The following is a 14,644-nucleotide window of genomic DNA, read 5'->3' on the forward strand; positions in this document are numbered from 1 at the left end:
CGGTGTCATCATGGCTCATCATTTGATCAGTTACTGTCACATCGCCCCCCAATTTTGTGCTTGGTGAAAGCTTCTGATGGGCCAAATCAGAAAAACAGTGCTTTTTTCTATGGCCGCTCATAGCTTTGGTATGAGTAAAGGGGTGAGGCTTATGCACTTACAGTCGCTTGATGATGTTCTTGTTCTCCTCGAAGAGGGCAATCTTTCGCGGGCAGCCGCGCGCCGAAACATCACGCAGCCAGCGTTTTCGCGGCGCATTCGGGGGTTTGAAGACTGGCTTGGGGTAGAGGTGCTGGATCGGCACACCAATCGCGTGGACATCAGTCAGGCGCTGATTTCGAATGAGGGAGAGATACGCGCCCTCATTGCACGTCTGCGCGAGTTGCGCACAAAGATTGGGCGTTATGATGCAACCCGCACCACATTGGCAATTGCCGCACAGCATGCCGCCACCTGCTCAAGCTTTCCGGATATGGCGCTTAGGGCGCGCGCGGCCCTTCCGGGGGTTCAGTTTCGCCTCCGCGCCGGGAACCTGAACGACTGCGTGACGATGTTTCTTCGCGGCGACACCAGCATGTTGCTTTGCTATGAGGCAGAAAGTGTGGGCCCCCTACAATTCGGGCCGGACATTCTGCGTGGCGTTTGGGGGAACGACTATCTTATTCCGGTAGTAGGAGGCGCCCTTAGGTACCGCGTAAGGGACAAGGGGCGTGTGGATCCTGACACCCCCACAATCGTGTACCCTGAAGACAGCTATTTCGGGAAAGTTCTGCATAACAGTCGCCGGCCATTTGGGGTGCCGGGTTCGGACGGGAGTTCCTGCACCGTGACTGCATTTTCCAGCGGTGTGCGCGAGCTCATTCTAGCGGGACTGGGGATTGGGTGGCTGCCCTTCAGCATGGTCCACCAAGAGGTGCAAAGTGGCGCACTGATTTCGCTGGCAAACGCTTATGGTAAGGAGCCGCTGCAAGTCGCGGTATATGCCGATGCAAGAATGCCAACCGCCCAATCCCTAATGGAGCTTTGGACTCAAAGCAGCTGAGCTGATGCGACGGTTCTTAAGTCAGATAATCCGCTATGCTGGATCTGTCTTGGTGGAGGTAAAGATCAGCCGTGGAGACAACCGCAGCAAGCGGTAACCAAGAAGAAGAAGAGCGAAGAAAACAATCTGACCAACTATGGCACCAAGCGCCAAGGACGCAAAGTGTTCCAACGAGTTCCCATTCATGAGACTTGAGATGGAAGCACAGAAAGCGCCGGCAACAAACCCACTGATCATTATGTGGCGCCAGTTAAATCCGCTCACAGCGCTTGAGACCCGTAGCCCTAGCTTACGTGCAGCAATGAAAACGAGAGGAAGAGCTACGAGAGAGAGCAGGGGATTATGCGCCGAAATCGATCCAAAACCGATAGAATCACTAAGCCAGGACTGCATCCATATTGCAGGCAGTAGCAGGAGGGGGATCGACTTTAAGCCATAAAGCCACACAACGAGCACACTGAGACCATGTGGTAAGAAAATAGGGGAAGCCACGTCAGTATTCGGCAGCAGTTCCCCCACAAGGACCGGTGTGATACTTAAATCAAGCGCGTGTAAGGTAAAATACACCGTAGAGAAGATCAAAGACTCGATTAAGAACGTAATTCTTAATACATTACTGGTACACATGGTCGTTTTTCTTACCAAAACCGCCCTTTGCACCACCCCTGATACGAAGTCTCATCTTGAACTTTAAGATATAGACTTTCGGTGAGAAACGGCATATTATCAAAAGATATAACTTGAAATCCTTTGCTCCAGGGAGCAAAACGACGATAACTAGGATGGCTTTGTAATAACAAAGTCTTAAAAATATCGGCAAGATGACGCTAGATCATACGGGTACACATGCCAACGGCTGCAAAATTAAGAGCTCTGCTCAAAGCGATGGAAGAAGACCTTGGGTTCACTGATTGGCCTGAGCATAGCAAAGATATTTATTATGCTTTGCAACTGCTCTCTGAAGACGGTCAGCACGCTTCCCTCGCTGAGCTAAAGAAGCACAAACTCACGGCTGAGATTGCGTATCCAACCCTATTTCGCGGGCTTCAGAAGCTCATTGAAGAGGGCAAGATACGGCGCGTAGGAACGGCACGTTCCGGCCTTTACGAAGTGGTTGGTGACAGTTCCAGCGAATGAGTGGGATGCGCACGCTTACTGAATACTACACTTTTGGGATACAGGGCTTGTTGGTTGCCTATTTCTCTGGATCCGGTGCAACTTGAAGTTGGCTTGAATAGTAGGCGCATTTAACTGCCAAGTTTGCGTCTTCACATAGACAAGAAGCCTAGGTGGCCATTAGGGACTGTCACCCAATCGCCGTCCCTATCTTACACAGTTAGACAATTCATAATCTACAGCTGAGCGTCGGGTGTATATTCGGAGCTACGAACAATACCGCATCAGTACCATCTGCATCTCTTAGCTCCTCACGGTCGTCGGCTGGACATTAGTCAAGGCAACCGCCTCCCCGACAATGCCTGGTACAGCCATCAAACAGGCAAGTAAGTGCATGTTTCTCGCGCGGATGATTAGATCACCCGCGACCTCCCCCGGCTCCTCTGTAGACCTCTTTCCAGAGTTTCTGTCCTCCAGACGCTTCGCACTTTGTGCTTAATGGCTGATGCTTCGGACTTATGAGAAATTAGGTTTTCGAGCTGCCAGTCGACTTAGAATAGACTGAATGATTAGCATGTGTCGATCGGGAAGTTTTCGCACATAAGCTGGGGTTCGATTTAACATCTCAGTTCTGGTTGCTTGAACGCAAAGAGCGCCCCTTGGGGCGCTAATATACTATAACAATTCATATTTTTGGTTGCGGGAGTAGGATTTGAACCTACGACCTTCAGGTTATGAGCCCATTATTCAATGATTCCAATAAGTTATTAACTTCAAAGGCATAGGCGGCAAGCCTTTGAATTCACAAATTTTCACCCCTGAAACTCGCTGACATTGGCCCACGTCCACCCTGCCTCACACTAACAAAATGACGTACGTTCGTTGACATGGCGTTGACATAGATGATCGTTCGAAAAGCGGAGAGATAATCATTTTCGGCCCAAAGCGGACCTTGGTGGTTCGCACAGCGAACGGCGGCAAAGAGCCCAAAATGCGTAATGCTGCATCTTGTACGGATGGCTGCGAAGCGCGCGATGCTGACATTGGGAAGGGTAAGGTTGACCCATTCCTGCCGTTTGCCAACGTGTCCGGATGCTGCGGCTGCGACCCGCCTTGCTTCCATTCGCCGCACCAGCAAAGGACCTCGAGCTGGTCAAACGCCCAGATTCTTTGACCAAACCAATAATTTGCACCATAGTGCTTTTATGGCGTCGCTTACTCAAATTGAAGTTCTTCTCCCGGAATTCCGGGCCTATGCGATTGCCATTTGTGCGTACTCCGATGATGCCGAAGAGCTTGTGCAGGACGCCATCGAGCGGGCACTGAGAACCGAGAACCGTCCGACTGTGCTTGATGAGCTGAGACCATGGATGTTTCGGGTGATCCGCAACCTGCATTACGATGATTTGAGAAAAAGACGTGTCCGCCGGGAATATTTGGCGGCGGAGAAACGTCTATTTAATGAAGCAGGACCATCGGACGTAGCACGGGACATCCTCATTCGCATGGCCTTTGAAAAGCTGCCGCCGGACATGCGCGAAGTGCTGTGTCTTGTGGACATTATGGGATTGAAATACGCCGAAGCAGCGAATGTGATGAGTGTAGCGAATGGCACGATCATGAGCCGGATCAGTCGAGCCAGGAAAGCCCTGTTGGCGCTGGTCGAGGGGACGGATGCTCGCGGTGAGATTGAGAAAAGTAGAAGATGAACGAGTTGAACGAGAAAGACTGGGAACTGATCAACGCCTATCATGACGGCGAGTTGGGCGATACGGAGTGCCGAGCTCTAGAGTCGCGACTGTTGTCGGATCCGCTGCTTGAGGAAGCCTTGAGGGATGTTTCGAGCGTCTCGGCAAGCCTCGGCACCCTGCGTCCGGATATACAGCAGATTTCATCTCTGCACCCAGAGGCCCCAGCGAACCAAAATTTGCGACCTGCGAGGTGGCTTATCAGCGGGGCGGTCGCGGCAGCCTTTGCTTTAGCGGTTGTTGTTGGCCCTCAGTTCTTTGAGGCACCGTCGGCCACTGATATTCACGCGGATTTCGCAGCGCAGTCATTCGCTATCGATGCCGGGGCAGTTCGCTCAGTGGCGGCAGGTCAGAGTTTAAATGCTCCTGATTTGGCCGACGCAAACTTGACACCAGTCGCGACGCGGCAGTTGCAAGACAGGCAGGTGACCCACTACGCCGGTCAAAATGGGTGCCGCTTGTCCTACTTCCGCGGGACATTTGATCCGATGAAGCAGAACCCCACGTCTGATCTTCAGGTCGCGGCGTGGACTGCGCCTAACACTGTCTGGCACATGATTGTCGCAACTGGCATGGACCAAGAAAAGTTTGATGCGATTGCAGCCTATCTAAAACTGACGACCGGATTGCAGGCCAACAAACTGATGATGGCATCTTTAGCCGAAACGACGGCGAATGCAGCCCGTTGCGTTGGCTAGCTAAAGCAGCACGAACTTCAGACCAGAAATCAAGACTGCCAATGCCAGGATAAAAACCAGTGGTTTGACGGGCAACGACCGTACTCCCAGCCCAGTGCCGACAATTGATCCGACGAGTGCAAGCAGTGCCCAAGGCAACAATTGTCCAGGGATGCTGCTCACATTCGTAAGGTTTCCAGCCAAACCAGCGAGCGAATTGAAAAAAATGAAGACGGCAGCGATGCCTGCAGTCTGTCTGGCACCCGCCCAACCTGAAATCACAAAGAGCGGGCTGAGCAGGACACCACCCCCGATACCCGAGAGGCCGGAGAAAAGCCCGATGGTACCGCCTGCCGAAACACTCCCGATCAATGGCAGTCCTCGCTTGGCATCGTCGTAGAACTGCGGTGATCGGGTCACGGACCACACCATGTAGACGGCGGAAAGAACTAGCAGCGTGCCGAGTAACGGCCGATATACACTGCTTGGCAACTCTATGCTGCCGCCGATGAACGCCAACGGCATTGACGCCAAAATGACTGGAATGGCCGATTTCCAATCCACGTAGCCAGCCCGCGAAAACCGCCAAGTTGCGAACCCGGCGACCACAACATTGAGTGACAGGGCAATCGGTCGGATGACGTCTGGTGACAGACTGAAAAGCGCCATGATCGCGATGTACCCTGACGCGCCGCCATGACCAACAGACGAGTACAGGATCGCCGCCACTCCCAAAACTGCACCAATCAAAATGACGTCAAATGCTTCCATCGCGTATTCTCAGTACAGAGCGACATCAGGATGTCAGGCCCTGACAATTCGACTTGTTACTGACCCCATCTATTCAGTTAAGCGGGCGCGGAAAGTTCGGCCTGTCGGTGTTGTAGTGTTCGGCAAGATAGTCGAGGATCTCGGTTCGGTCGGGTTCTTCGATTTCGGACATCCCTTGCTCTTCGACCATCCACTCCAACATTTTGTCCCATTCGTCGCGGGTCAGCCCCTGTTGGGCGACAATTTTCTCGGAATGACAGGCGATGCAGCTATAGTACGTTGTCTCGACGCCCGGCGCATCGAACAAAACTCCGAATTCGTACTCTTCTTCACCCTCAGTCGTCTCCAATACAGCCTCGGTCGCGCCGAGGGTTAAGGGGTCGTCGGAGAACGTGTTCAGAAAGGCGATCAAGTTCGCACGATCTTCTTCTTTCTTGAGCCCAGCAAAGCTCATCTTGGTGCCTTTGACCTCGGCCCTGGGTTTTGTGAGAAACGCATCGAGGCGGTCAATGGTCCAATCGCCGCCATATTCGATCAGAACTTTGGAATACTTAAAGCCGTCGCTGGCCGCAACCGGTCCACCGACCGTGCCGTAAAGATTCGGGCCGACTTTGTTCTTGTCGCCTTGTTCGACGGTGTGACAGGCGGCACATTTCTTGAAGACCCGCTCCCCCTTGGTGGCGTCTGCGTCGGCGAGGGCTGCGTCAAGGTCAGCAAAAGCAGGCGAGGTAAGCCCGAAGGCAAGTGCAAAAAGAGAGAGATTTCGCAGAGTTGCGAAGGACATGAGATTACTCCAGTCTGGAAGTGTTGGGGGGGCGGCTTGAAACCGCCCCGGTATTGGTCAGCTTGCTCGAACACCCACGCGGTGCATGGTATTGTTCAGATAGCCTTTCGGGTTCCAGTCGATGGCAAAGGGCTGCATGGTGCCTTCGCTGTCGGTTGCGCGCGCCCAGACTTCGTAATAACCCGCTTGCGGGAACGTGACGTTGGCGCGCCAATTCTGCCAGGCTCCGTCGTTTACCGGCGCATCCAGCTCAGCGTCCATCCACGTTGACCCGAAATCGGTCGAAATCTCGACCTTGCTGACGGTGCGATCGCCTGACCATGCGTGGCCGCGCACCTCGGTCTCCATTCCGGACTCCGCGCCATTTGCCGGGAAGGTTACCAGCGATTTGACCGGCATCCTCTCGATGATCACGAAATCTTCCTTCGGCACGTCCTGCCCTGCGGAAACTGGATAGGCCGGAACGCGATAGGCCGTTCCCGTCATCTTTGGGCCGTCATGCACCTGATCGCGCAACTCGATCCGGGTTAGCCACTTATGTCCTGTCGAGGCCGGCCAGCCCGGCACGACAAGACGCAACGGCGCGCCGTTCATCGGGTGCAACGCATCACCATTCATCTCGAACGCGATCAGGATGTTGTCGGTCATGGCCTTTGCAATGGGTACGCCACGCGAGATCGGCAGTTTGTCCGGGTCGCCTGATAGGTGTCCGTCGGCGCCGTAGTGCGCGGTGTAGACAACGTTTGATTGCACACCCGCCTTCTCGAGCACGTCCTTGAGGCGCACGCCGGTCCATTCTGAACAGGCCACCGCGCCATAGGTCCACTGGTTCCCTTTGGCTGGTGGATTGAAAAAGCCGCGGCCGTTACCGCCGCATTCCAGCGTCAGCGCCATCGTCACGACCTCGAACTGCTCTCGCATATCAGCAATGGTCAGTTCAAGCGGCGTATCGACGAAACCGTCAATGGTCAGCGTCCACGTAGCTGGATCGACATCTTCCGGCGGGATGCCGTTGTTGCGAATGAAGTGGCGGCTGGTGGGCGTGATCGCATCATCCAGCAGTTCGGGTGGTGTTTCAGCGTTTAGGGGGCGGTCATTGAGCAAAGTCAGCCCGTCTTTGCCGAACAGCACATTCTCTTGCGCCATCGCGGCGGGCACAAAACCGATAGGCATGTTGCGGTGGAACGGGATTGAAGTGCCAACCATCGCGGCCATCGTGGCAAGGCCAGTGCGCTTCAGAAACCCGCGCCGGTCCGGGTTCGCGACCCGTCCGAAAAACTCTTTGTCTGCCTTCTCCGGATCGTCCGCAAAAAACTCCTGAACCGAGCGTTTCTTGTCCTCATCTAGCGCCATGTTTTCCTCCCTAGGCTGTTGGTGCGGTGCACAAATGCACACCATCATTTGATAGAGAGACGTACGGGGAAGGCGATTTATTCCGAACGTTTGAGAATTTTTTGACACGCCGGTTCGTGTGTCCGAGTTTGCAACGCAAAAAAGCCCACTGATGCCAGCCATCTGTTATCTAACGCGATTTTCAGTGTCCGCTTTTGAGTTTGCCGTTCGACGTGAGTGCATGAGCTGCGAAAGACGGTCTCCGCCCTTGCTATTTTTCGTTGCCGTCACAAAACGCAAAAAACAGCCGTTCGCTATAAAGTGGCAGACGGCGGCAAAGTCTAAGATTTTTTGATGCGGGCCAGTGCGTTAGGTTTGTTTCGGGCGGTGTGGCCCGCGTTGACAAATCTGACAAGGTGGAAGCCGCGGGATGCGTGTGCCGCTCTATGGGGAAAGCGCAGGCATCTGTCCCTGATATTGTTTGATGTTTCGCCGGGTTTGCTGAGCTTGGTCGTTTGGCCTCATGGCCTTCGTGGTAGTTTCAGGAACCATCGTGGGTCTTGCCGGGGCAGTTTTTATCGGCTTGTGCGGTGAGGACGTGCGTTGGCCAAAGCGCATCGTTGACCGACGCGTCAATTGTCGGATCGGAGAATATTTCAAAGACGGGCTCTTCATCATGCGGCCTGCTTTCTTGGCGGCGCTCGGGTTCGGGGTTTCTGTCCGCGCCGGAAGGTCTCGATGATGCGCATGGGTCCTCCGCAATCGGGGCACGGTTCCCGCAATGTGAGCGGCGGCGCGGGATTGTCGATCGATGGGGCTGGCTCAGCCGTTGCAATTGCACAGAGCAAATCACGGATCTTGGCGACTTTGTCCTTACGGCGAGCGCCTGCGAGGAAGCCATAATGCCGTATGCGGTGGAACCGATCGGGCAGGACATGCATCAGGAAGCGGCGGATGAACTCGCCAGTCGGCAATCGCATCACCTTCATGCGATCACCCTGCTTGATCCTGTAATCCTTCCATCGGAACGCCACGGTACCAGCATCAGCGCTGACCAGTCGGTGGTTGGAGATCGCTACGCGGTGGGTGTAGCGGGCCAGATACGCGAGTACTGCCTCGGGCCCACCAAATGGCGGTTTGGCATACACGACCCAGTCGACTTTGCGCAGTGGAGCCACCCATTCGGCGAAGGCGCTGGCATCTGCCAATCCAGCAAGGTCGGCGAAGAACTTCAGCTGCCCTGTGCGGTGCAGAGCCATCAGACCTTCAATAAACAGCCGCCGGAACAGCCGTGACAGCACGCGCACATGCAGAAAGAAGCCCGGCTTGCAGGCGATCCACTCGGTGCCATCCGACGACAGGCCACCGCCAGGAACGATCATGTGGATGTGGGGATGATGCGTGAGCGCGGAGCCCCAGGTGTGCAACACGCTGGTCATACCAACGCGTGCACCCAGGCGTTTGGGATCGGCTGCGATGGTGGCTATCGTCTCAGCTGACGCTTTGAACAACAGCCCGTAGATTGCCCGCTTGTTCCAGAGGGCGACCTGCGCGATCTCCGCGGGCAGCGTAAAGACTACATGGAAGTACTCAACTGGCAGCAGGTCTTCTGAACGCGCTGCCATCCAGTCGCGCGCCGCAGGTGCCTGGCATTTGGGGCAGTGTCGGTTTTTGCACGAGTTATACGCGATGTGTTGATGGTTGCATTTGGTGCACGCCGCCACATGCCCGCCGAGCGCCTCCGTCCGGCAAGCCTCAATCGCAGACATAACCCTCAACTGCGCAAGGTTCAGGTGCCCCGCATTTACCCTCCGATAGGCAGGGCCGTGTGTTCGAAAGATGTCAGCGACCTCTAGTTTTGGGCGCGGCAAAGCCCGGACCCGTCACTCTGACCTTCGATCCTGAAGCTGCGCCAGCAACTCGTAGGGGCTGTCAGTGTCCCGGATCAGCTTTGTCGCGACATGAGTGTATTGGGCCGTCGTACTAAGCTTGGCGTGGCCCAGTAAAACCTGAATGACCCTAACATCGGTTCCAGCTTCGAGAAGGTGGGTGGCAAAGCTATGGCGGCGTGTGCAACGTGCTCCTCGGCGTCTTGATACCGGCCACGTGCTTGACTGCGCTAAACGCCCGGTGCAGCTGGCGCGGTGAGATCGGATTGATCCGAGGCTTTCCGGGAAAAAGCCAGCCATCGGGCCGCGCTTCTTTCCAATAATCGCGCAGCAGGCCCAACAAACCCGGTTACAACATCACCTTGCGGTCTTTGCCGCCTTTACCGCGTTCGACATGGATCAGCATCCGGTCGCTGTCGATGTCAGTGACTTTGAGATTGCACACCTCCGACGCACGAAGCCCTTGCCATAGGAAATGCTGAGCGCCGCGCGATACTTCAGCCCCGGTCCGGGTGCCACCTTCAGCAATTCGAACACTTCCTCGACGCTCAGCACGACAGGCAGTCTGCGCGGCTCCGTGCGGAAGTGCAGACACTGCTTCATCTCGAGCTTCTTGCACGTCGTCTCAAAAAAGAAGCGCAACCCAACGAGCCGCGCGTTGTACGTTGAAGGCGTGACGTTCGTGTTCACCATGTGAAGCTGATAGGCGCGCAGGTCTTCCGCAGTCGCCGTGTCGGGTGAGCGGCTGATGAACTCTGCCAAGTAGCGAGCCGCCCGAATATGCGCTTTCTGGGAGCTCTCCCCCAGGCCTTTGATCCGCATATCTTCTATCATCCGTTCGCGCAGTGGCGTGGTCTTTTGATCCACCATGGGATCCTCCTGTCCGTTGATTGAGAGGTCCCAATCGTCAGACAGACGCGCTCATTTCCAAAATCACGATACTCAGATCACCGCGCCAACCTCACCACACGCGCCCTTGCCGCGGTAGCGGCTTCGTCCAAGTCCCGCATAGCTGACCTTGATGCTCTGTGCAGCGAATGACCACATTCCGCCAATCGTGTCGAGCGACGTCGACGGTGCAGAGCGGCCCTCGGTGGTCCGCGCAGCGAACGACTAAAATGAGCCCACTGCGGAAGAGTCGAATTTGTGCAGCGTGCGCTCGCAGCGTGGATTGTGCTGCATTAGCGAAGATTTTGATGTGCAATACGGCGTAAGAAACAGCCATTCGCACAACCCGCAGCATAGATATAGCGGCTAAGGATCAAGTCGCGGACAAAGGGTGAATCCGCCGCGTTTGGACCAAGGTCTGCAATGCTCGAGGCAATATTGCGGCGTATTCCGGTAGGCTGGGCATTCACTGAAGCAGCGAGTTCATTTATTTGGTGGTCGTCTCCTAACTGAACCCAATGAATGCTTTGTTCTGTGCGGCAATTGCCAGTTTGGCATCAAGATTGCTTAACGGTCCCGACCGGTTGCCTTCTCTATTCCCGTTTCATACAGGGAAATCGACACCGTATTTTGCGGCCGCTGACCGCAAGACATCGGCGACGTCCGCAGGAAGTGCAATCCCCTGCTGTTGGGCAATTTGGTATTTCCGCCACTCGATTTCACCGGGTAGGTAAATGTGATCCGCATTCACGGCTTTGTCAGCGCTTTGGACGTGAGCTGTCAGCCCGTCCATATAATTCAAAAAATTTCTTCCCGCGGCGAAGGTGTCGGGATTAATTGCAATAAAGGTGAAGGACTGATTGACCGGTTCAGGTGTTGATGACACCCAACAGTTGACTTTATCCGGCGTGGGGCCGCCGCTGAGACCGGCACATAAAGCTTCGATCAGGAAGGCGAAGCCGTAGCCTTTATGCGCTGCGAAAGGCAGCAGGGCTCCTTCTTCGGGGTAGTGTGAAGGATCGTTGGTCGGGACTCCATCCTTATCCACAAGCCAGCCGTCGGGTATTGTTTCACCCCTTGCCTTGGCGCGAAACACCTTGGTCGCAGCGACGGCTGATGTCGCGATATCGAAAAATACAGGTCTGCCCGAAGTTGGAATTCCATAAGCGAACGGGTTGGTGCCCAGAACTGGTCCTTTTGTGCCCGGTACGGCTATGCATGGATCCACATTGCACATCGCAATACCGATCATTCCTGCTTCCGCAGCCATGACTGCAAAATAGCCCGCGGCACCAAAATGCCCAATATTCCGAGCAGTTACAGTGGCGGTCCCGGCATCGCGTGCTTTATTGATGGCCATCTCCATGCCGTCGATTGCCGTTTGGAATGCCATTGCTCTTTTGCCGTCGATAGACGCCCATGTCGGACCTTCATCGATGACAGAGGCGGTCGCATTCAGGTCCATTTTTCCGGTCTCGAAATTTTCCAGGAGTTTAGGGAGCTGCCGTGTTCCATGCGTATGAACACCCCACATGTCCGTTGTCACCAGTACATCTGCCGTTGCTCTAGCGCCTTTGGAGTCCAGCTTAGCCAGTTCCATCATCTTCAGACAGAGCGCCCTGAGGTCGGTTTCTGAGACTAACGTTTCGTTTTGGGTTGTCATGTTTGCCTCCGGCAAGTTCTGTTTCTCAAAGTGACACGTAGATGGCTGATTGCGGCTCACCCGTCCAGGAGGGCCTGCGCCGCCTTGATCATTCCATCCGATTGTATTGCGCCCAGATGGCTCGTGACGCGCGCTTTCCATCGTGGGTCGCCCGCTAATGTCTGGGGTATCAGGCCATCAATTCGCCCGATAGCGGCCAGCACCTCTTGCGGTGTTGTGGTTCCCGTCCATGAGCTGATGAGCGCCTTTTCCAGCGGGTCCTGAAGGCGATAAATATCCCCCGACTCGGTCTTGCCGGACGTATAACGAAGCCAAGCTGCGGTCGCGAAAGCGTAAGTATCGTAGGCCATGCCACGCTGCGCCAGCGCCTTAGTAGGGGTGAATATCCGTTGTCGCATCTTCTGACTTCCATCCATGGCAATTTGAAATGTCGAGTGGGCGATATTCGGATTATCAAAGCGATCTATGAGCGCCTCTGCATAGTCGTCGTAGTCGAAATCAGGGAGCGGTTTCAAAGTCGCGGCGGTAGAGCGGAGATGACGGCGAAGAAGCGCACGCAGAACCGGATTTTCCATACAAGATTTGATCGTGGGGTGCTCTGATACAAAGCCCGCATAGGCCAGAAGAGAATGAGACCCGTTTAACATGCGAAGCTTCATTTCTTCATAGGGTCCGACATTGCTTGTCATGACAGCACCTGCGCGCTCCCACGCGGGGCGGCCGCGAGGAAAGTCATCCTCGATGACCCATTGCGAAAAACGCTCTGTGCGGACTGCGCATTTGTCCGAATAGCCCGTTTGAACTTCGATGTTCCGAGCAAATTCTTCGGTGACGGCGGGTGTAATCCGGTCCACCATGCTGGATGGGAAGGCGACATTGATCTCAATCCATGCCGCCAGCTCCGGATCGACAGCCTCTGCCATCGTCAATGTGACAGCACGAACCACGCGGCCGTTATGCGGAAGGTTGTCACAGCAGAGAATGGTCAAGCCCGGCTTGCCTGTCTGCCGCCTGAGGTTCATCGTATGAACGAGCAGTCCGGGCACCGTGTTCGCAGCGCTCAGCTCTTCCAGATCCTCTTGTATGTCGGGGTGGTCCAGAACGATACCCTGCGCTTCTGGATCGTAATGATATGCTTTCTCGGTGACGGTCAGAGTGATTATTTTGCAATCAGGATGCGCCAACGCCTCTACGATCTGGCGACGCTTATCCCGTAAGGAATACGAGTGAGCGATGCTGCCAACAAGCGTATTTGTGGCCCCTTCGGCGTCGCATTCTTCAAGAAAATAGAGCCCGTCCTGGGCTTCAAGTGAATGCGCGAGCGCCTGCGATCGCATGCTAACCGCAGTTATTCGCCAGTCCCCATTGCTTTTGGAAAGTGCATTATGTGTATACCAAGCCTGATGCGCGCGATGAAAGGCACCAAGCCCGATATGAACTATGCCCACCCCGATTTGCTCCGGTTCGTAAGGCAACATTTTGTCATTCAACTGCACGGCCTTGCCGAGTGAAGAGGAGTGCATAATCAGGCGGCCTTGTATTCTAGCCCGGCGATGAGCCCGCGCAGCTCGGCGAGACCTTTCAAACGGCCGATCGCCGGATAACCCGGTTGTGATTTTCGATTGAGATCATCAAGAATGTCCTGCCCGTGATCTGGACGGAACGGAATGGAGTGATCACTCCTACCGAGGCTTTTGCGTCGTGTTTCCTCATCAACGATTGCTGACACGACCGCCGCCATATCAACATCGCCTGACAAATGTTCGGATTCATGAAAAGAGCCAAAAGTCTGTTTGTGTTCGCGAACGACATTACGCAGATGAATGAAATGCACCCGATCACCCAGTCGTCGCATCATCGTCGGAAGATCATTATCGGCGCGTGTGCCCAGTGAGCCAGTACAGAACGTTATGCCATTGGCGGGAATGTCGACCGTAGAAATGAGCCGTTGATAGTCGGCTTCCGTTGACATGATCCGTGGCAACCCCAGCAAGCGTATCGGTGGATCATCTGGGTGGCAGCACAGTCTGAGCCCCAGCTTCTCTGCATGCGGAGCGATGATTTCGAGAAAGTCGGTCTGGTTCCGAACGAGCTGATCTTCATCGATATCCGCGTAAAGGTTAAGATGATCTGAGATCTGATCCATCGTCATCGTATCGGCCCCGCCCGGCAAACCGCTGATCACGTTATTTGTCAGCCGTTTTTTATACGCGCCATCACACGCCGAAAACCTGGCGCGCGCTTTTTCGACAAGGGGCTCATCAAAATCCTCTTGGGCACCGGGGCGCTTAAGAAGGAAAACGTCAAACATAATAAAATCAACTAGATCGAAGCGCATGCAAGTGGCTTGATTCGGAAGCTGATAGGCGAGATCGGTACGGGTCCAGTCAAGGATTGGCATGAAATTATAGCAGACGATGTCGATTCCAGCTTCGGACAGATTGACAAGACTCGTCTTGTAATTTTCGACATGCGAGCGCCAATCTTCTGACTGGCGCTTGATATTCTCGGATACGGGAAGGCTTTCAACGACAGACCAATTCAACGGACTGTGAAGCGCCATCCCTGAGGTGCGAATCAGTGACTTGCGGTGACCTATTTCATCTGCAGTCCAAACCTCTCCCGGTGGAATATGGTGTAGAGCGGTCACGATTCCGCTGGCTCCCGACTGAACTATGTCCTGAAGGTCTACTTGATCCTTCGGGCCGAACCATCGCCATGTCTCGTACATATT

Annotated in this window: 14 protein-coding genes; 4 read left to right on the forward strand and 10 right to left on the reverse strand. The window is 54.7% G+C overall.

Annotated elements, in window-relative coordinates; all coding sequences use genetic code 11:
- Window positions 1-151 precede the first annotated feature (151 nt).
- The 4 genes from THS5294_RS00595 to THS5294_RS00615 all read left to right on the forward strand — a co-directional run bounded on the left by THS5294_RS00595 (window position 152) and on the right by THS5294_RS00615 (window position 4,604).
- Window positions 152-1,042, forward strand: coding sequence for a LysR family transcriptional regulator (locus THS5294_RS00595; RefSeq protein ID WP_058122198.1), 891 nt, complete (start codon window positions 152-154; stop codon window positions 1,040-1,042).
- 846 nt (window positions 1,043-1,888) lie between these two features.
- Window positions 1,889-2,179, forward strand: a complete 291-nt coding sequence (locus THS5294_RS00605) for a hypothetical protein (RefSeq protein WP_058122200.1) — start codon at window positions 1,889-1,891, stop codon at window positions 2,177-2,179.
- Between the two features lie 977 nt (window positions 2,180-3,156).
- Entirely contained in the window at window positions 3,157-3,867 is a 711-nt protein-coding gene (locus THS5294_RS00610) for a sigma-70 family RNA polymerase sigma factor (protein ID WP_233486372.1), read from the forward strand.
- Window positions 3,864-4,604 (forward strand): hypothetical protein, encoded by a 741-nt coding sequence (locus THS5294_RS00615; RefSeq protein WP_058122202.1) that lies wholly within the window; start codon window positions 3,864-3,866, stop codon window positions 4,602-4,604. Before THS5294_RS00610 ends, THS5294_RS00615 begins: the two co-directional genes overlap by 4 nt.
- Here the strand turns inward: THS5294_RS00615 and THS5294_RS00620 are convergent, their stop codons facing one another.
- The 10 genes from THS5294_RS00620 to uxuA all read right to left on the reverse strand — a co-directional run bounded on the left by THS5294_RS00620 (window position 4,605) and on the right by uxuA (window position 14,641).
- Window positions 4,605-5,354: a sulfite exporter TauE/SafE family protein gene (locus tag THS5294_RS00620; RefSeq protein WP_058122203.1), complete on the reverse strand. Its 750-nt coding sequence runs from the start codon at window positions 5,352-5,354 to the stop codon at window positions 4,605-4,607.
- 73 nt (window positions 5,355-5,427) lie between these two features.
- Window positions 5,428-6,138, reverse strand: a complete 711-nt coding sequence (locus THS5294_RS00625; RefSeq protein WP_058122204.1) for a c-type cytochrome — start codon at window positions 6,136-6,138, stop codon at window positions 5,428-5,430.
- Window positions 6,139-6,195: 57 nt separating this feature from the next.
- On the reverse strand, window positions 6,196-7,491 hold the full coding sequence (locus tag THS5294_RS00630; protein ID WP_058122205.1) for a sulfite oxidase: 1,296 nt from the start codon (window positions 7,489-7,491) through the stop codon (window positions 6,196-6,198).
- A 653-nt stretch (window positions 7,492-8,144) separates the two neighbouring features.
- A complete protein-coding gene (locus tag THS5294_RS00635; RefSeq protein WP_058122206.1) occupies window positions 8,145-9,341 on the reverse strand; it encodes an IS91 family transposase in 1,197 nt (398 codons plus the stop codon).
- 12 nt (window positions 9,342-9,353) lie between these two features.
- Window positions 9,354-9,659: a tyrosine-type recombinase/integrase gene (locus THS5294_RS18920; RefSeq protein ID WP_170863248.1), complete on the reverse strand. Its 306-nt coding sequence runs from the start codon at window positions 9,657-9,659 to the stop codon at window positions 9,354-9,356.
- A 49-nt stretch (window positions 9,660-9,708) separates the two neighbouring features.
- Window positions 9,709-9,780, reverse strand: coding sequence for a site-specific integrase (locus tag THS5294_RS18925; protein ID WP_233486376.1), 72 nt, complete (start codon window positions 9,778-9,780; stop codon window positions 9,709-9,711).
- Entirely contained in the window at window positions 9,759-10,229 is a 471-nt protein-coding gene (locus THS5294_RS18930; protein ID WP_170863247.1) for a phage integrase N-terminal SAM-like domain-containing protein, read from the reverse strand. Before THS5294_RS18930 ends, THS5294_RS18925 begins: the two co-directional genes overlap by 22 nt.
- Window positions 10,230-10,851: 622 nt before the next feature.
- A complete protein-coding gene (locus THS5294_RS00645) occupies window positions 10,852-11,910 on the reverse strand; it encodes an Ldh family oxidoreductase (RefSeq protein WP_058122207.1) in 1,059 nt (352 codons plus the stop codon).
- Between the two features lie 56 nt (window positions 11,911-11,966).
- The gene (locus tag THS5294_RS00650; RefSeq protein WP_048599998.1) at window positions 11,967-13,433 is read right to left on the reverse strand and encodes a mannitol dehydrogenase family protein; all 1,467 of its coding nucleotides are present in this window, start codon (window positions 13,431-13,433) and stop codon (window positions 11,967-11,969) included.
- Window positions 13,434-13,435: 2 nt separating this feature from the next.
- Window positions 13,436-14,641, reverse strand: coding sequence for a mannonate dehydratase (gene uxuA, locus THS5294_RS00655; protein WP_048599997.1), 1,206 nt, complete (start codon window positions 14,639-14,641; stop codon window positions 13,436-13,438).
- Between the last annotated feature and the right edge of the window lie 3 nt (window positions 14,642-14,644).

It is taken from the genome of Thalassobacter stenotrophicus, assembly GCF_001458315.1.
GTDB lineage: Bacteria > Pseudomonadota > Alphaproteobacteria > Rhodobacterales > Rhodobacteraceae > Thalassobacter > Thalassobacter stenotrophicus.